Source organism: Spirosoma pollinicola (assembly GCF_002831565.1).
Classification (GTDB): domain Bacteria; phylum Bacteroidota; class Bacteroidia; order Cytophagales; family Spirosomataceae; genus Spirosoma; species Spirosoma pollinicola.
On the sequence record NZ_CP025096.1, the window covers coordinates 2,081,279 to 2,098,825 of the forward strand.

15 protein-coding genes are annotated in these 17,547 nt (G+C 48.0%); 10 read left to right on the forward strand and 5 right to left on the reverse strand.

What is annotated here, in order from left to right; genetic code table 11:
* Window positions 1-159 precede the first annotated feature (159 nt).
* Window positions 160-1,512 carry a serine hydrolase domain-containing protein gene (locus tag CWM47_RS08875; RefSeq protein ID WP_100987641.1) on the forward strand — a complete coding sequence of 451 codons (1,353 nt, stop codon included), beginning with the start codon at window positions 160-162 and terminating at the stop codon, window positions 1,510-1,512.
* A gap of 82 nt (window positions 1,513-1,594) precedes the next feature.
* On the opposite strand, the gene CWM47_RS08880 is transcribed toward CWM47_RS08875, so the two are convergent.
* The gene (locus tag CWM47_RS08880) at window positions 1,595-2,035 is read right to left on the reverse strand and encodes a WapI family immunity protein (protein ID WP_100987642.1); all 441 of its coding nucleotides are present in this window, start codon (window positions 2,033-2,035) and stop codon (window positions 1,595-1,597) included.
* A gap of 224 nt (window positions 2,036-2,259) precedes the next feature.
* Between CWM47_RS08880 and CWM47_RS08885 the strand changes: the two genes are divergently transcribed.
* Window positions 2,260-3,477: a saccharopine dehydrogenase family protein gene (locus CWM47_RS08885; protein WP_100987643.1), complete on the forward strand. Its 1,218-nt coding sequence runs from the start codon at window positions 2,260-2,262 to the stop codon at window positions 3,475-3,477.
* 434 nt (window positions 3,478-3,911) lie between these two features.
* On the opposite strand, the gene CWM47_RS08890 is transcribed toward CWM47_RS08885, so the two are convergent.
* Together CWM47_RS08890 and radA are read right to left on the reverse strand one after the other, a co-directional pair.
* On the reverse strand, window positions 3,912-4,358 hold the full coding sequence (locus CWM47_RS08890) for a Fic/DOC family protein (RefSeq protein WP_206170623.1): 447 nt from the start codon (window positions 4,356-4,358) through the stop codon (window positions 3,912-3,914).
* A gap of 52 nt (window positions 4,359-4,410) precedes the next feature.
* Complete coding sequence (gene radA / locus CWM47_RS08895; RefSeq protein ID WP_100987644.1) at window positions 4,411-5,796, reverse strand: DNA repair protein RadA; 1,386 nt, start codon at window positions 5,794-5,796, stop codon at window positions 4,411-4,413.
* A 241-nt stretch (window positions 5,797-6,037) separates the two neighbouring features.
* Here radA and CWM47_RS08900 point away from each other — a divergent pair, with 241 nt between their 5' ends.
* Entirely contained in the window at window positions 6,038-6,712 is a 675-nt protein-coding gene (locus tag CWM47_RS08900; RefSeq protein ID WP_100987645.1) for a porin family protein, read from the forward strand.
* Between the two features lie 86 nt (window positions 6,713-6,798).
* Here the strand turns inward: CWM47_RS08900 and CWM47_RS08905 are convergent, their stop codons facing one another.
* On the reverse strand, window positions 6,799-7,218 hold the full coding sequence (locus tag CWM47_RS08905) for a LytR/AlgR family response regulator transcription factor (RefSeq protein WP_100987646.1): 420 nt from the start codon (window positions 7,216-7,218) through the stop codon (window positions 6,799-6,801).
* Between the two features lie 252 nt (window positions 7,219-7,470).
* The gene (locus CWM47_RS08910; protein ID WP_100987647.1) at window positions 7,471-7,902 is read right to left on the reverse strand and encodes a LytR/AlgR family response regulator transcription factor; all 432 of its coding nucleotides are present in this window, start codon (window positions 7,900-7,902) and stop codon (window positions 7,471-7,473) included.
* Window positions 7,903-8,267: 365 nt separating this feature from the next.
* Here CWM47_RS08910 and pheS point away from each other — a divergent pair, with 365 nt between their 5' ends.
* The 7 genes from pheS (at window position 8,268) to clpB (ending at window position 17,488) form a co-directional block, all read left to right on the forward strand.
* Window positions 8,268-9,308 carry a phenylalanine--tRNA ligase subunit alpha gene (gene pheS, locus CWM47_RS08915; protein WP_100987648.1) on the forward strand — a complete coding sequence of 347 codons (1,041 nt, stop codon included), beginning with the start codon at window positions 8,268-8,270 and terminating at the stop codon, window positions 9,306-9,308.
* A gap of 91 nt (window positions 9,309-9,399) precedes the next feature.
* On the forward strand, window positions 9,400-10,602 hold the full coding sequence (locus CWM47_RS08920) for an exodeoxyribonuclease VII large subunit (RefSeq protein WP_100987649.1): 1,203 nt from the start codon (window positions 9,400-9,402) through the stop codon (window positions 10,600-10,602).
* A gap of 93 nt (window positions 10,603-10,695) precedes the next feature.
* Window positions 10,696-10,884: an exodeoxyribonuclease VII small subunit gene (xseB, locus tag CWM47_RS08925; RefSeq protein ID WP_100987650.1), complete on the forward strand. Its 189-nt coding sequence runs from the start codon at window positions 10,696-10,698 to the stop codon at window positions 10,882-10,884.
* Window positions 10,885-11,045: 161 nt separating this feature from the next.
* The gene (locus CWM47_RS08930) at window positions 11,046-12,386 is read left to right on the forward strand and encodes an OmpA family protein (RefSeq protein WP_100987651.1); all 1,341 of its coding nucleotides are present in this window, start codon (window positions 11,046-11,048) and stop codon (window positions 12,384-12,386) included.
* A 178-nt stretch (window positions 12,387-12,564) separates the two neighbouring features.
* Window positions 12,565-13,650 (forward strand): SDR family NAD(P)-dependent oxidoreductase, encoded by a 1,086-nt coding sequence (locus CWM47_RS08935; protein WP_100987652.1) that lies wholly within the window; start codon window positions 12,565-12,567, stop codon window positions 13,648-13,650.
* A gap of 82 nt (window positions 13,651-13,732) precedes the next feature.
* Window positions 13,733-14,683 (forward strand): TspO/MBR family protein, encoded by a 951-nt coding sequence (locus CWM47_RS08940; protein ID WP_100987653.1) that lies wholly within the window; start codon window positions 13,733-13,735, stop codon window positions 14,681-14,683.
* Window positions 14,684-14,863: 180 nt separating this feature from the next.
* Window positions 14,864-17,488: an ATP-dependent chaperone ClpB gene (gene clpB, locus CWM47_RS08945; RefSeq protein WP_100987654.1), complete on the forward strand. Its 2,625-nt coding sequence runs from the start codon at window positions 14,864-14,866 to the stop codon at window positions 17,486-17,488.
* Window positions 17,489-17,547 lie beyond the last annotated feature (59 nt).

Below are 17,547 nucleotides of genomic sequence, written 5' to 3' on the forward strand. Positions count from 1 at the left end.
AGTATTCACTGACGCAAGCGAACCGGGGCGCCGGACCGGCTTGCTATATAAATAGGCACGGGTAAATACCCGCGCCAGCCTGAATCAACCCGCACCATTTTACTAAAAAATCCGCTAATTTACAGGCAACAAATTCCTTATCCTCAAACCTTTAGCTGTATGACGTTTATCTCTAAATTCAGGGCGACGGTTTTACTGTTTGCACTCACTATCGTTTCGCTATATGCGCAAACAGGCACCAGACAAGCGCCCCCGCTACTGGCTGCAGCCGCTCCCGAAACCGTTGGATTTTCATCTGAACGACTCAACCGTATCGACGGACTAATTCAATCGTACATCGACAAAAAAGCGTTTCCCGGTGTAACCGCTATCGTGGTGCGCAATGGCAAGATCGTTTATCATAAAGCCTTCGGCACGTCAGATCTGGCGGTAAACAAACCGTTGGCGAAAGATGCGATTTACCGCATTGCCTCCATGACAAAGGCCATTACATCGCTGGCCGTTATGATGCTCCACGAAGAAGGTAAAATCATGCTCGATGACCCGATCAGCAAATACATTCCCGAGTTTGCCAAGCCAGTGGTTCTCGACAAGTTCAACGACAAAGACAGCACCTATACCACCATTCCGGCCAAGCGGGAAATTACCATTCGGCATTTACTGACCCACATGTCGGGACTCAATTACAACGTCATTGCCAGCGATCCACACATGCGGATCATTTATACAAAAGCTGGCATTATCGATGCCTTCACGACCCAGAATGTCAAAATTGGGGATGCGGTGAAGATATTGGCCAAACTTCCTCTCAATCACCAGCCCGGCGAAAAATGGACCTATGGATTGAGTATTGACGTGTTGGGCGCTTTAGTGGAAGTCGTTTCGGGTATGCCGCTGGACCAGTTTTTCCAGAAACGCATCTTCGAGCCGCTGGGTATGAAAGATACCTATTTCTATTTGCCTGACTCGAAAAAAGAACGTTTGGTAGCCTTGTATTCCGAAGACAAAGACAAAAATCTGGTCAAAACGGCAACAATAAAAAGCCTGCCTACCGATCCTGATTTCCCGATTGTTGGGGCAAAAGCTTATTTCTCCGGTGGGGGTGGTTTGTCGAGTACGGCTTATGATTACGCTATTTTTTTGCAGATGTTGCTCAATGACGGCGTCTATAATGGCAAGCGTTTCCTCAGCCGTAAAAGCGTTGATCTGTTCACTAACTCGAACCAGACCGGCACACTTTTCCCCGATCCACACGGTTATTTTAGCCTGGGGTTTGCGGTCACTAATGAAAAGGGACATACGAAAGACCTGAGTAGTGTAGGTACGTTTTCGTGGGGTGGCGCCTTCAGCACGGATTACTTCGCCGACCCGAAAGAAAAAATCTGTGCTGTCCTGATGAAGCAAATGTGGGGAACAAGCTATGGTGGAGAGCTTGACGATAAATTCGGCATGATGATCTATCAGGCACTGGACGATCAGGAAGCCGTTGAAACAGAACCTGTACGTCCGTAGTAACGCCAACCAAAAAAGCTGCGGGGCAATCTGACTAACATCAGATTGCCCCGCAGCTTTTTATAAATCGTGTAGTTGACTTTTACCGTTCAGGAAACGTTTCTACCTGACCCGACAAATCCTGTATAGCTTCCTGCAATTGATTCCGACTCAGCATAATATCCATTTCCAACGGAAAATCAGGGTATTCGTGCCAGGATGGCGTCAAATCGTGTCCTAACTGAATCTGTAACCGATACTTATCATTAGGCAATGCCTTGGCATCCATACTTAAACCCGGCTCCGAAAACGTCAGGGCAACATGATTAGTGGCCTTATTCCAGAGTGACCGTAATCCAACAAGCAACCGTTTAACTTCCCACGTATGCAAGCGCGCTAGCTGTGTATCAGCCTTCTGTCCCCAAAGCGTGGAAAACTGGCATTGAAGCCGGTTTCGATCCCGCCAGGTAGTTGTAGTCTTACCATACCCCAAAATGGCTAGTTCGAATGAGCCAGGTGAATCGGAAGAGGATACAAATTTCATAGTATGTATAATTTAGGGAGCTATTGTATTGTCTACTTAACAAATATACTAAATATGTTGTTTATTTTTTCCAACAAAATCCGTTATTTACTATGTAACCTTGGGATTCTATGCAATGGGAAAACAAAGCATCATCGTAAGTTCATAGTCCACAAACCTATTGGCTTAGTCACTTTCCTTATCTTTGCGCCAGAAAGAACACTCAAACTAATCATTTCAGATAAATGGCAAACGTGCTCATTATTGGAGCCGGTGGAGTTGGCAGCGTTGTCGCGCATAAATGCGCCATGAACAGCGATGTCTTCACAACGATTATGCTGGCCAGCCGCACTAAATCCAAGTGCGACCGTATTGCGGCCGAAATTCAGGAAATGCACGGTATAACCGTTCAAACCGCGCAGGTAGATGCCGATGTTGTGGCCGAAATGGTCGCGCTTATCCGGGCATTCAAGCCCGTGCTGGTTATAAACGTTGCCCTCCCCTACCAGGATTTACCCATTATGGACGCCTGCCTAGAAGCCGGTGTACACTATATGGATACGGCTAACTACGAACCTAAAGATGTAGCCAAGTTTGAGTATAGCTGGCAGTGGGCCTATAAAGAGCGCTTTGAACAAGCGGGTTTGATGGCTCTCCTGGGTTGCGGTTTCGATCCGGGGGCTACGCAGGTCTTTACAGCCTACGCTAATAGGCACTACTTCGACCGGATGGACTACCTGGATATCGTAGACTGTAATGCAGGGAATCACGGCAAAGCATTTGCCACGAACTTCAACCCGGAAATCAACATTCGCGAAATTACCCAACCCGGCCGCTATTGGGAAAATGGCGAATGGATTGAAATTCCGGCCATGAGCATTCATAAACCGATTGCCTACCCGGAAATCGGCGAGCGCGAATCGTATGTGCTTTACCACGAAGAACTGGAATCCCTCGTTAAAAACTTTCCAACGCTGAAGCGTGCCAGATTCTGGATGACCTTCGGGCAGGCCTATCTGACTCACTTAGAAGTGCTTCAGAATGTGGGCATGACGCGTATCGACAAGGTTAAATTTCAGGGCATGGACGTTATCCCGCTCGAATTCCTGAAAGCGGTGCTCCCCGCTCCCGATTCGCTCGGCGAGAATTACACGGGGCAAACCAGTATCGGCTGTCAGATCAAAGGCGTGAAAGACGGCGAAGAACGTACCTATTTCATCTGGAATAACTGTGACCACGCCGAAACCTATCGCGAAGTGCGCGGACAGGCGGTTAGCTACACAACGGGCGTTCCGGCCATGATTGGCGCTATGCTGATGCTTACAGGCGTTTGGATGAAACCCGGTGTGTGGAATTGCGAAGAACTGGACCCCGATCCATTTATCGTACAGATGAACAAGCAGGGTTTAACCGTTCAGGAACGTATTAACATTCCATTACCCCACGACTATCCAGAGGCTTAACTATAATTTGTTAAAATTGAAATCCCGCTAACGTAAGACGGCGGGATTTCAGTTAGTTAGCCAACCAGTAAGATCCACCGAACCTTATTAGTATTGTTGCAACGGGTCAGCTTTGCCAGATGAAGTTTTGTATCAAGGATAAGGCAGCCATCCTGATTAATGCCATGTTGAACAGACCACAGGGCAGGCGTGCACCTAAGGTTAATTCACACGAGTTATTTCTTATTGTTTTTGTAAGTATTCGAAATTTTCAATTAACTAAGTAGCTGATAATCAGAAGCTAAACAACTCTACTGGAGCTAGTCCGGGAAAATAGAGCCAATTAACTGTTCCATTTTTTGGTACTCCTTGCCAGCAGATGCCTGAACGGCTTGCACATATTCGTCAAACCGACCATCCGCAATTTCACCATATAACAGAGGTGCAAACCCCTGTTATATGGCCATAAGGTTTGCCAGAACCCGAGCGGTTCGTCCATTCCCCTCCCTGAACGGATGAATAAACAGGAATTCGCCATGAACACTCGCCACATCCTTAATCAGGCTGTTTTTATCAGCGTAGCTATTGGGTAAAGCCGCGAGAATTTCCTCCTCAAAGGCTTTCATAGTTTCGGGTAAAAATCGAGCCGAAGCAAACGGAAACCCTCCCTTTGAGATATTGACATCCCTATATTTACCGGCAAAAGCATACAGGTGAGCTAACGACAACTTATGTAGTTTGAGAATATAGGCAGTATTGAATTTGGTTCGGTTCGTTAGCCGCTCGGTTAGGTATATTTCTGCCCGTAAAAACCCATCAAACTCAGCCAGACCAATTTCTTCAGCCGATTTTAACCCAAGAAGGTTTGGTAATACTTCGTTGTGGTTTCCTGCGGGAGTCATAGTTCATAAAGGGATAGAGGCTAAACTGTAAATAATTCTTGAGCGACCCCACTTACATCAACACACCCTGGAATACTTCATCAAGTCGGGATACGGGTTTGATATTAATTTTATAGCCTTTCGTATCCAGCCCTTTTAAATTATACTTGGAGATAAACATTTGTTTGAAACCCAGTTTTTCGGCTTCGGCAATGCGGGATTCGATCCGGCTTACTGCCCGCACCTCGCCCCCTAGCCCAACCTCGGCAGCAAAAACGATGGATGGCGGAATGGCAATGTCTTCGTAACTAGACACAATGGCAGCACAAACGGCTAAGTCGATGGCCGGGTCTTCGACACGCAAACCACCAGCAATGTTCAGAAATACATCCTGCTGACCAAGCCGGAAGCCCCCGCGTTTCTCTAATACGGCAAGCAACATATTCAGCCGCTTGGCATCGAAACCGGTGCTGCTTCGTTGGGGTGTACCATAGGTAGCCACGCTCACTAAAGCCTGACTCTCAATCAATAGCGGCCGGTTTCCTTCCAGCATCGATCCGATAGTAACGCCACTCAGGGCTTCGTCGCGCTGAGAGATCAGGATTTCGGAAGGGTTAGTTACCTGCCGGAGTCCCGAACCGAGCATTTCGTAAATACCGAGCTCGTCGGTACTGCCAAAACGGTTTTTGTTGGTTCGTAGAATCCGGTAAGTCGTATGCCGATCACCTTCAAACGTCAGCACCGTATCGACCATGTGTTCCAGCACTTTAGGACCCGCCAGTGTGCCCTCTTTGGTGATGTGGCCAATCATGAACACAGGTACGCCACTTTCTTTGGCATACTTCATAAACTCGGCCGCACATTCGCGCACTTGCGAAACACTGCCCGCTCCCGATTCCACCAATGACGACTGCATGGTTTGAATCGAGTCGATGATCAGGATTTCCGGCTCGAAATGTTCCACTACCCGAAAGATGTTCTGGGTAGATGTTTCGGTCATAACGTGGCAATCGCTGGTGGGGGCATCCAGACGTTCGGCCCGCATTTTAATCTGCTGCTCACTTTCTTCGCCAGACACATAGAGCACACGCATACCAGCCAGGCTGAGGGCAATTTGCAGGAGGAGTGTCGATTTGCCAATACCCGGCTCACCGCCAATCAGGACAAGTGAACCGGCAACAATGCCGCCACCCAGTACCCGGTTCAATTCACCATCTACGGTGTAAATTCGGGGTTGTTCTTCGTAATTGATCGCGTGGAGCGCCTTAGGTTTGGCGGCTACTTTCAGGCTACCCGGCCCGGCCGATGGGCTACGCCAGCCGCCTTTTTCGGGCTCATCCTTTTGAACAACTTCTTCTACGATCGTATTCCATTCTCCACACGACGCGCAGCGGCCCATCCATTTAGCAGACTGATTACCGCAACTCTGACAAAAAAAAGTGGTTTTTAACTTGGCCATTCGGCAGTTGGTAGATAGCTAACGAACCGCAGGAACGGCCCGAAATAGACAATGAATTTATGGGCCGATTAAACCCTTGGTAACCCAGCCAGTCCAACCAAAACGCAGCGCTTCAGCAGCTCATTTCGCTTTGACCAGCCGGTACTAATAGAACGCCGTTCGCTCGAAATAAGTTGATGTTCCGTACCGTATCAGGTCAATTTACGTTTAACAACCGGTATATTCTTTGACACAACCAGCAATGAAAAAAATCCTGCTTTTCGCATCATTACTCATTATGCCTGCGCTATCATTTGCACAGGGAGGCTTCCAGATTGGTATTAAGGGTGGCGTTAATCTTTCCAAACTTAGCTTTGGCGACTTCCTCAAAACAGGCACGAACGGAACGGGAGCGCCCGTTGTAAACGTTGATGGACAAACATTTAGAAATAGCATCAGCGATAGTTTCAATAGTAAAACGGGTACCTCGTTCGGCATATACATGCGCTTCGGCAGAAACCTGTTTATTCAGCCTGAATTACTTTACTCTACCCGGGCGGGGCAGTTTGGTGTTATTCGAAATGGGCAGACAGAGACTGTAACGATCACGACCAGCAGTTTTGATGTCCCCCTTTTGCTGGGTATTAAAGGTGGCCCAATCCGGGTAATGGCCGGGCCAGTCGTTTCATTCCTGGTAAATGATAATCAGAAGTTGGGGCAAGCCCTAAGCCAATATACAAGCGGCTCGCTCAATGATGCCTGGGCCAAAGCCTACTATGGTTATCAGGTTGGGGGCGGCTTAGATCTGGGCTCCTTTGGCCTCGATGTTCGATACGAGGGGAATCTGTCCGATATTGCGCAAATCGAGAATAGTCAGGGCAAATTCAGCCAACGGCTAAAATCGTGGCAAGTGACGCTGGCGTATCGTTTGTTCTAAAAGTAATAGGTTTAAAGTAGACTTGGCTGACGCGTTGGTAAAATACCAACGCGTCAGCCAAGTCTACTTTAAACCTACTGCACAATTTAATTCAACAACCGAAGCCAGTATTGAGCAAGCCGCTGTGTGATGTCTTTCATACGACGACGCGAGATAGCCACTTCACGTCCATCGGCCATTCTGACCTGACGTTCACGGTTGAAGATATTACGCTGGACGTAAGCCAGATTGACGATATATGATTTGTGAATACGCAGGAATATGGACCCATCCAGCGTCTTTTCGAATTCTTTCAGCGTTTTTGACACTAAATACCGTTTACGGTCGCGAGTGTGTAGAAACGTATAATTGCCTTCACCTTGCAGACACAGTATGTCATCAACCGAAATGAAAATTGTTCGATTCAGGTAAGGCAGCGCAATGCGCTGTGTACCACGCTGGTAAGACGTTGGAAATTGTGGAACAACGGCAAGTGGCTGAGGAGATGTGAAAATTGAGGCTTCCATAGTAGAGAATAGTTTTGGTTCAGTGCCTTAGTTGCTGACTGATGAAACAAAGCTACTTTATGGTCGCTTCTTCAAAAAGGATGGCTTGATCAGCAAGGGTTCATTTTTTCAAATAACCAGTTGCTAATCAAGCCATTACGCCTTCTCTTGCGTTACTCTTCGGGTGGATTTACCCAACTTATTGCGTAAAACTACGCAGTGGCTATACGTATGAATTTGCTCCTGTTTTCAGGGAAAACCCATTCACATAGTTTAACTGACTACTACCGGTTGAAAATCACGGATACGATCGATAAACACTTGTGCCCGACGACGTGAAATTTTCACCTGCTGGCCATCAGTTAATTCAAGTTCGCCTTCCTTCTTAATAAAGAACTTACGAACAAAACCAAGATTGACGATACAGGATTTATGCACCCGAACAAAAGCCTGACCATCCAGCAGGATTTCGTATTCTTTTAGCGTACGAGACACCAGCATCTTAGTACCGTCTTTTAAAAAGAAGTTTGTGTAATTACCACAACCTTCCAGCCGTACAATTTCATCGACGGAAACTGTACGTTTACGATCATAAAACGGAATGAGGAGCTTTTGCAAACACGTAGAATCGGCAATTTTTTCCACACTATTGTGGAAAGGTCTGGACATAGTTTCGAAAATAGAGTCGTTAGCGAATGCGTTCATAGTCGTCTTATAAGATGATTGTGTATAAAGAGTTAGAAGCTGACATTCAGACACTTGCTGCACTATTCTGGGTACCGAAACTGCTGTCGATATCTTCTGTCATATCGAATAGAGTTACAAGAATCAGACCTACTTACCCAGATCCTTAAAACTGAGTTATTTTATTTGTATAACTACTTACCATTCAGCACCAAATTACCGATTAATAAACAAATAATATATAAACACAAAAATTTATAGTGTATACTAAATATTAGGCAATGAGTAGCATAAAACATAGTTCATACACACTGATTCTAACTGATTTCTCTGCTCTCCTCAGTTTTGCGTACCTTTGTTCAAGAAAGTAGTGAAACACGTAGCGTATGCTGGATAAAGTAAAAGACCTACACCAGGAGATTAAACAGTACGATATCAATACGGCCGAGCAACTGGAGCAGTTTCGGATGCGATTTATTAGCCGTAAAGGTGTTGTGACTGAGTTGTTTGAAGGCTTGAAAAGCGTTCCGCCCGCCGATAGAAGAGCGGTGGGTCAGGAACTCAACGGCCTTAAAAACCTAGCTCAGGAGCGCTTTGAGGCTTTTAGCCAACGAATAGAGGAGCAACAAACATCGGCCACCAATGCACCACCCGTTGACCTTACCCTGCCAACGATACCAAATCTTACGGGTACGCAGCACCCGCTGAGCCTCGTTCGCCAACGGATCATTCAAATTTTCGAACGAATCGGATTTAACGTAGCCGACGGTCCCGAGATCGAATCGGACTGGTACAACTTTGGCGCCCTCAACTTCCCCGACAATCACCCGGCCCGCGATATGCAGGACACGTTTTTTGTCGAGAAAGCTAGCGACAGTGCCCCTGCCGATATGCTGCTGCGTACGCATACATCGAACGTACAAATCCGTTTGATGGAGCGTCAGAAACCTCCTATACGGTCTATCATGCCGGGTCGGGTATACCGCAACGAAACCATATCGGCGCGGGCGCACTGTATGTTCCATCAGGTTGAAGGCATTTATATTGACAAAAATGTCGGGTTCAAAGATCTGAAAGACACGCTTTACCACTTTGTAAAGGAAATGTTCGAGCCTGGCACCCAAATTCGTTTCCGGCCTTCATATTTCCCTTTTACAGAGCCAAGTGCAGAGATTGATATATCGTGCCAGATCTGCGGAGGTAAAGGTTGTAACATTTGTAAACATACGGGCTGGGTCGAAATTGCCGGTTCAGGTATGGTTGATCCACAGGTTATTGCCAATTGCGGCATCGACCCCGAAGAGTACACAGGCTTTGCCTTTGGTATGGGTATCGAGCGCATCACACAGTTGAAATACGTAGTGAACGACTTACGTCTATACACCGAAAACGATGTGCGCTTCCTGCGCCAGTTTGAAGGACTTTAATCATAAAAGCGAAAGAGTGTAAAGAGCGAAAGAGCGACTAATCATTGCACACTTTTGCTATTTCACTCTTTCGCTCTTTCACTCTTTACGAATGTCTCCCCTCCGCCTTTCAGATTTAGCATTTACGCTCGATGCCGTTATAGACGAAGCATTTGGGCAGAAGGCCGTATGGGTAGTGGCCGAAACGAGCGACATAAAAAACTATCCTGACAGAGGCTACTGTTTTCTGACGTTAGTGGAACGCGATGCTAACGGCCGCGACACGCTGGCGAAACTCGATGCCTGCATCTGGCGTAAGAACTACCATGCTATCGGCGATTTTGAACGGGCAACGGGCGTTGCTTTCGCCCGGAATATCCAGCTTCTACTGCTGGTGTCTGTTAGTTTTAGCCCCGTCTATGGATTACGACTGGAGATCCTGAAAATTGACCCATCCTATACACTCGGCAACCTCGAACGCGAGCGGCAAACGGTACTCGATACACTCGTCAAAAACCATCCCGATTTGGTTTGGCTCGAAGACGGACAATATATTACGGCCAATCAATTATTACCCCGCCCGGCCGTTATTCAGCGGGTGGCACTTATTACGGCCCCTAACTCAGATGGCTGGCGTGACTTCCGGCACGAACTGACCCAGAATCCCTTTGGCTACGATTTCGTTGTTGACGAATATTTGACGCAGGTGCAGGGTCAGGGTGCCGAACGGGCTATTTGCGGCCAGTTGGAACGTATCCGCACAAGCAGTGTAGGGTATGATGCCGTTGTGATTGTGCGCGGAGGTGGCTCGCAGTTGGACTTTGGCTCATTTGATTCCTATTTGATGGGCGAAGCCGTTGCTGGTTTTGGCATTCCAATTCTGGCAGGAATTGGCCACGAACGAAACGTGAGTATTACTGACCTGCTCTGTCATGAGAGTGTAAAAACGCCGACAAAAGCGGCTGGCTTCTTGATTGAACATAATCGAAAATTTGAAGAAACCTGTCTCCAGCTGCGTGACCGTCTGCGGGTTGTCACGCGTGACGCTCTGCAAACCGCCCGGGAGGAATTGGATCGTGAAACAGAACGACTTCGGTTTGTTTCGCAAACCTATTTTCGTGAATGTCATACAAATCTCACTGAAAAGGCGGTTACCCTACGCCATCTGGACCCGTCTAATGTGCTACGTCGTGGCTATGCTTTGCTGCTTCGCAACGGCCGAATTCTGACCCAGGCAAGCAGCGTTCAGCCTGACGAAATGCTTGAGGTACAAATGCGTGATGGAACCATACCCATCAAGGTCAGGCAATCATAAGGCTTCCAGACTGGTTTATCGCGTTGATCTTAAGCCCGTTGCGATTACTATCTTAAAATTTCATTACTTTAGAACGATACACTTAAAAAGAGAATGACTTATCAGGAATCTTATGACCAATTGAGTACATTGGTCTATGAAATTGAGAATGAGCAGGTTCCACTTGATGAGCTGCCCGGAAAAATCCGGCTGGCTACTGAGTTGATTACGTTTTGTCAGGAGCGCCTTCGAGCCGTTGAGACGGAATATCAGGAGGTAATCGAACGTCTGCCAAAGCGTTGATATCCAGAATTTATTAATACCCATGAGTAACGTTTGCTAAACCTTCCCTAATTTTAACCCCGGAATGGATACTCCAGGGCAAATGTCCCGAGGTGCTCAGCGTTGTTTAGGTTGTGAGGTAGTCAATAGCACCATTTTTTGCCTGATTGAGTCATTATTTTATGAATTTATTTGCCAATCTGACTAATGTTTTAAATTCGGAGGTTTTGTCGCGCATAGCTGCATACATAGACGAACCGTTCGAAAAAACCAGCAAAGCCGTTGATGGCCTTGTGTATACAATTGTGGGGGGCCTGATGAAACGCACAACGAGTGAAATTGGCGTTAATCAGTTGTATAACCACATCCAGAAAGGCCGTTACGACGGACTTTCACTCGATAACCTACCCACGGTACTGCGTGACCCCGCCCAAACGAATACGCTGATTACGCAGGGTAACGATGTCATTAGTCATTTACTGCCCGCCATGAAAAGCTCCATTGGCAGTATGATTTCGAGTTATGCCGGCATTCGTAATTCGTCGGCGATTTCATTGCTGGGTTTAACCACAACTATTGTGCTACAGGTACTTGGCAAACAGGTGAAAGACCAGAAATTAGATGCCGATGGCCTGGCCACGTCGCTATTTTCGGAACGGGAAGCCTTTGTCAGCATTGTGCCGGAAGAGTTTATGCCCCGCCTGGTTGAGAAAGTTGGCCTCCATCAGGTTGTGGCCGGGCTAGCAACACCCGCCCGACGAGCCGTTGTTGAATCGCCCGGGCGGACAGTTGTTACGGCCACACGTCCGGCAATCAATTATGACCTTGGCGACGATTCTGAAACAGATAATGGTGCCCTGACAAAATGGGGTGTTGGCGCACTAATTGCCCTGGCGCTCGCTTTTGGTGGTTACTACCTCTATCAGAACACCCAGAAATACTCGGACGGAACCGAAGAAGCGACCGATGTTACTACGGTTACCAGCGATACAATTCAGGCCGATACCGTTACCCGGTCGTTGGCCGTCCCTAAAGAGCAGGCGGTTAAAACCGCTCCAAAATCCACGTCAGCCATATCGGCATCGGCATTGAGTGCAACAGGGCTTGCCGGAGCCGCTGCGTCTGGCAGTTTGACTCAACAACTAGCTCCCTACCTCGGCAACGCTGCCTTGCCTAAAGGTCGTACACTTCCCTTAACAGGCATTGCGTTTCAACCAGGCTCTTTATCGATGACTCCCGGTTCGCAGGCCACCGTTAACGAGTTGGCTACGTTGTTAAAAACCTACCCGCAAATGCAGGTGTTACTCGTTGGCTTCGCGAATGATGCACCAGGAGGGGTGCTTACAAACAAGGCTCTATCGTTTAAGCGAGTGAATACAATAAAGCAGCAGTTGGTATCATCAGGCATTAATTTTATGCGAATCGACGCCATTGGACGGGGTACAGGTATTGCCAAAGGCGACACCTCCCGCGTACCTAAACCAGCGATGCGAAAAATCATCCTGAAAGTAGTATCCAAATAGTCATTACTCAGTCTATTGGCTGAATAAATCAGTAAAAAAGCCTTCCTGGAGATTCAGGGAGGCTTTTTTAGTATATCCATGTTGGCGTTTCTCATGGTTTCAAACAACAGATATTGAAACAACTTTCACTGGTTGCAGTTGCATAGGTGAAGTGTGTACTCACTAACCATATAAACGTATGAACTCAGAAACGGGGAAAACTGCCCTGATTACCGGTGCCTCAAGTGGTATTGGTCAGGAACTCGCCAAACTCTTCGCACAGGATGGCTATAACTTAGTTTTAGTAGGTCGCAGTGATGATAAACTGGACAGGCTGGACGAGGTATTTAAAAATAATTACGGTACAGATCAGATTACGGTCATTCATAAAGACTTGGCGCAGGAAGATGCTGCACAGGATGTTTATAACCAGATAAAGGCAAAGGGAATTACGGTCAATGTACTCGTCAATGATGCGGGCGTTGGTCTTTATGGCTTGTTTGCTACCGATACAGACTGGGAGCGAGAAAAGGCAATGATTCACCTCAACGTCTTGTCGCTGACCCAAATGACGAAGCTGTTTCTGTATGATATGCTGGCACGTAACGAGGGCAAAATTCTGAATCTGGCCTCTCTCCTATCCATCACGCCCTCTCCTTTGATGGCTGTTTATGCAGGCACAAAAGCGTATGTGTACAACTTCACACAGTCGCTTGTCAACGAGCTGAAGGATACAAACGTTACCATTACCGCGCTGCTGCCAAACGCAACGGATACCGACTTCTTCAACAAAGCGAATGCGGAGAACACGAAAGTGACCGACGAATTACAAGATCCGGTCATGGTGGCTCAGGAGGGTTATGATGCGCTCATGGCCGGTAAGCCTAAAATTGTTCCGGGCGGTTTCAAGAACAAATCTTATGAAGTGATGGCCTACGTGGCTCCCCAGGAAACTCTGGCGGCTTTGATGCGGGATAAAATGTCGCAGAAACCGGAGCCCGAAGAAGAGAAAGAAGCCTCTATCTCGCTGGCCTGGGGAATTGGGTTTGGCATCGCCGTGATTGCCGGTATCGCCTTAACAGTAGGCTACAAAAACGCGAGCCCCTACGACAAAATACGGTACCGTTACAAAGCTAAATCGGCAAGCGATTCGCTGTCAAATACGTTGTCATCCGTTCTGAGCACGGTCGTTACCGGAGTTGCCGATGCGTACAAAACGACGAAACAGAAGGCGCAACAACTGGCGGAGAAAGAAGAGGATGTGCAGGAGGAAATAGCGGCATAACAGAACACAAACAGACGTATCAATCAATCGACCAAGGCCACAGTGGCTCTGGTCGATTGTCCTTATTTCAGTCTAATTCATTATGAAAAACTCATCGTTTTGGCGAATTGCCACCGCAGTATTTGCCGTTGGCAGCATCATTTACACGACTGCGTCCAGCAGTCGGTCGCGGCAACAAAGCAAAGAGCGTCATGATGCCGGTTCGGACGGATCGGAATACGAATATGACGTACCAGTCGAATACGAGGCTGTATTTGAGAAGAACATGATTGTTCCAGCAGGCTGGGCATTTGGCGTTGTTTGGTCTACAGTCTACACGGGTCTGGCGGCCCTGCTGGTTCATCAGGCATTACCCACTCAGGAAAACAACCCACGTTATATAAAGGCATTGCCCTGGTGGTGGACAAGTTGGACGCTCAACGCTATCTTCGGCCGTTTCTTCTCACAAAATGACCCACGGAGTATTGTCATTTCCGACCTGACCACGAAGTTTAATTTACCGGCGGCCCTGGCTCTGCACCAAAGTCTGGAAATTGGTAAAACGGATGTACCATCGCCCGAAAAATACCTTCGTATTCCGGTTAGTTTGTATGCAGGCTGGCTTACGGCAGCAACGGTTGTTGGCACGCCAAACACCTTACTAACCCTCAATGCCTGGGAGCCCGACGAGAAACGTGATGAACCCGTCTCGGCAGGAATTTTAAGCGCAACAGCTGGTGCCGGTTACCTGATTGCCAACCGGCTTAACGACCCCTGGTATATGGTTCCTTTCGTAGCTGGTTTTGGCGGTATTGCTACCCGGCAGTGGAAAAAGGAACCCATAGTAGGCTGGACGGCGGCTATGCTGGCTGCTGCCTATGTAGGCTTGCTGGCCTACTGGCTCCCTAAAGGTAAATTCCATGAATATGAACAACGGGTAATTGATGATACTGAAGCGGAGGTTTTGGCTGGGCCGGTCGAGACATGGGAGCCGCATCAGGCAGAAATAGCCCGCGAACGAATGAAACCGATAGAAACCGAAGGGCTCGATTAATGACAAAGCCGCCTTGTAAACACAGGGCGGCTTTTTTGTTTAAGACATAATGGCGTAATAACCGCTGGAAATAGCTTTTTATGCGCCAAAATGACCGAAAAATCACCTCGGCCCGTGATTTGTTACAGGATAGGTATACAATAAAATTCCTACTCTCAACGGCGAATAGCCCTCACCATCATGGACTTTAAGAATTACACCATAAAAGCACAGGAAGTTGTCCAGAAAGCGTCGGAAATTGCGCTCGGCAACGGACAACAAGGTATAGAAACGGGACATCTGCTTCAGGCGATTCTATCAGAAGATGAAAACGTCGTTGGTTTCATTGCCAAAAAGACGAATGTCAACCTACAAAATACGAACGCGGCTTTACAAGCCATCCTGACTACCTACCCTAAAGTTTCGGGGGGGAATGGCAGTGTTTATTTGAGCAATGATACAACCGCTGCTCTGGCCAAAGCCAGTAGCTATACCAAAGAGTTCGGCGACGAGTTTGTAAGCGTCGAATTAATGCTGCTGGGACTAATGGGCGGTAAAGACCAAATTGCAACCTTATTGAAAGATGCTGGTTTCAACGAGAAACAAACGAAAGCGGCCATCAATGAACTTAGAAAAGGAAATTCGGTGAAAGATCAGAACGCAGAAGCTAAATATCAATCCCTGGAGCGGTTTAGCATTAACCTGAACGAACGCGCCCGCACGGGTAAAATCGACCCCGTTATTGGCCGCGATGAAGAAATTCGGCGGGTGCTGCAAATTCTGAGCCGCCGTACTAAAAATAACCCCATTCTGCTTGGCGAACCCGGCGTTGGTAAAACGGCCATCGTTGAAGGACTAGCCCAGCGAATTGTATCGGGCGACGTTCCCGAAAACCTGAAAACAAAAACCATCGTCTCGCTCGACATGGGCCTGCTCATTGCGGGTGCCAAGTATAAAGGCGAGTTTGAGGAACGTTTGAAAGCCGTTATCAAAGAAGTGACCGACTCCGATGGTCAGATCATTCTGTTCATTGACGAGATTCATACGCTCGTGGGTGCCGGTGCTGGTGGAGAAGGGGCTATGGATGCGGCCAACTTGCTGAAACCGGCCCTTTCGCGTGGTGAGTTGCACACGATTGGTGCCACCACGCTGAAAGAATACCAGAAATATATTGAGAAAGATAAAGCCCTCGAGCGTCGTTTTCAGGCGGTTGTTGTCGATGAACCCGACATGCCCGATGCCATTTCAATTCTGCGGGGGATAAAAGACAAATATGAATTACACCACGGTGTTCGGATTAAGGACGATGCCGTAATTGCGGCTGTCGAACTCTCGACACGCTACATTACCGACCGTTTTCTGCCCGATAAGGCCATTGACTTAATGGACGAAGCAGCCGCCAAGCTCCGGCTGGAAATGGATTCCGTTCCCGAAGAACTCGACGAACTGAACCGCCGTATCATGCAGTTGGAAATTGAGCGGGAGGCCATTCGTCGCGAAAACGACAAGGAAAAGGAAAGCTCGCTGAACAAGCAGATTGAAGATCTGAGTGAACAACGAAACAACCTGAAGGCCAAATGGGAGACGGAGAAAGCATCTGTCAACGAAGGCCGGACATTGAAAGAGCAGCTCGATCAGTTACGCTTTGAAGCCGAACAAGCCGAACGGTCGGGTGATTACGGCAAAGTAGCCGAAATCCGATACGGACGCATTCCCGAAATCGAAACGAAGCTCGACTCATTGACGAAAGAAGGTGCCGATAATGATTCGTCGGACCGGATGATGCAGGAAGAAGTTACCGCTGAGGACATTGCCGAAGTAGTGGCCAAGTGGACAGGTATTCCGATCTCAAAAATGCTCCAAAGTGACCGCGAGAAACTGCTCAATCTGGAAAAAGAATTAGGCAAACGTGTAGCCGGACAAGCCGAAGCTATTGGCGTAGTAGCCGATGCCGTTCGTCGGAGCCGCGCCGGTATGCAGGACCCCAAACGGCCTATTGGCTCGTTTATCTTCCTTGGCACCACAGGTGTTGGTAAAACCGAAGTAGCTCGCACGCTGGCCGAATATCTGTTTAACGACGAGAACGCGCTGGTACGAATTGACATGTCAGAGTATCAGGAACGCCACGCCGTGAGCCGTCTGATTGGTGCCCCTCCGGGCTATGTAGGCTATGACGAGGGGGGTCAACTGACCGAAGCCGTTCGCCGGAAACCTTACTCGGTGGTGCTGCTCGACGAAATCGAAAAAGCACATCCCGATGTCTGGAACATTTTGTTGCAAGTGCTTGATGAAGGCCGTTTAACGGATAATAAAGGTCGTGTGGCGAACTTCAAGAACACGATCATCATCATGACCTCCAACATTGGCAGTCACCTGATTCAGGAGAAATTTGCCGAAGACGAAGGCTGGAACCATACACTGGTGCTGGAAGAAGCCAAATCGGCGGTGATGGAATTGCTTAAACAAACCATTCGCCCTGAGTTCCTGAACCGGATTGACGAAATCGTGATGTTCGAACCGCTGACGAAAGCGAACATCCGTAAGATTGTCGACATTCAGTTCCGTGGAATTAAGCAGCGACTGGCCGAAAACGGCATTCAACTCGATGCCACCGATGAAGCCCTGGATAAACTCGGCGAAGAAGGATTCGACCCGCAGTTTGGTGCCCGCCCGCTCAAACGGGTGTTACAACGCCGGATACTGAACGAACTGTCGAAAAGCATCCTATCGGGTGAAGTCAAGAAAGACTCTGTCGTGCTGATGGAGTTGAGCCACGACGGTGAGATTGCTTTCACCAATCTGGATGCCGAGATTGAAAACCTGTAAATGATAGATAGACAGAGAAGCCCGGTTGCTGAAAAGTGGCCGGGCTTTTTTTATCTCTA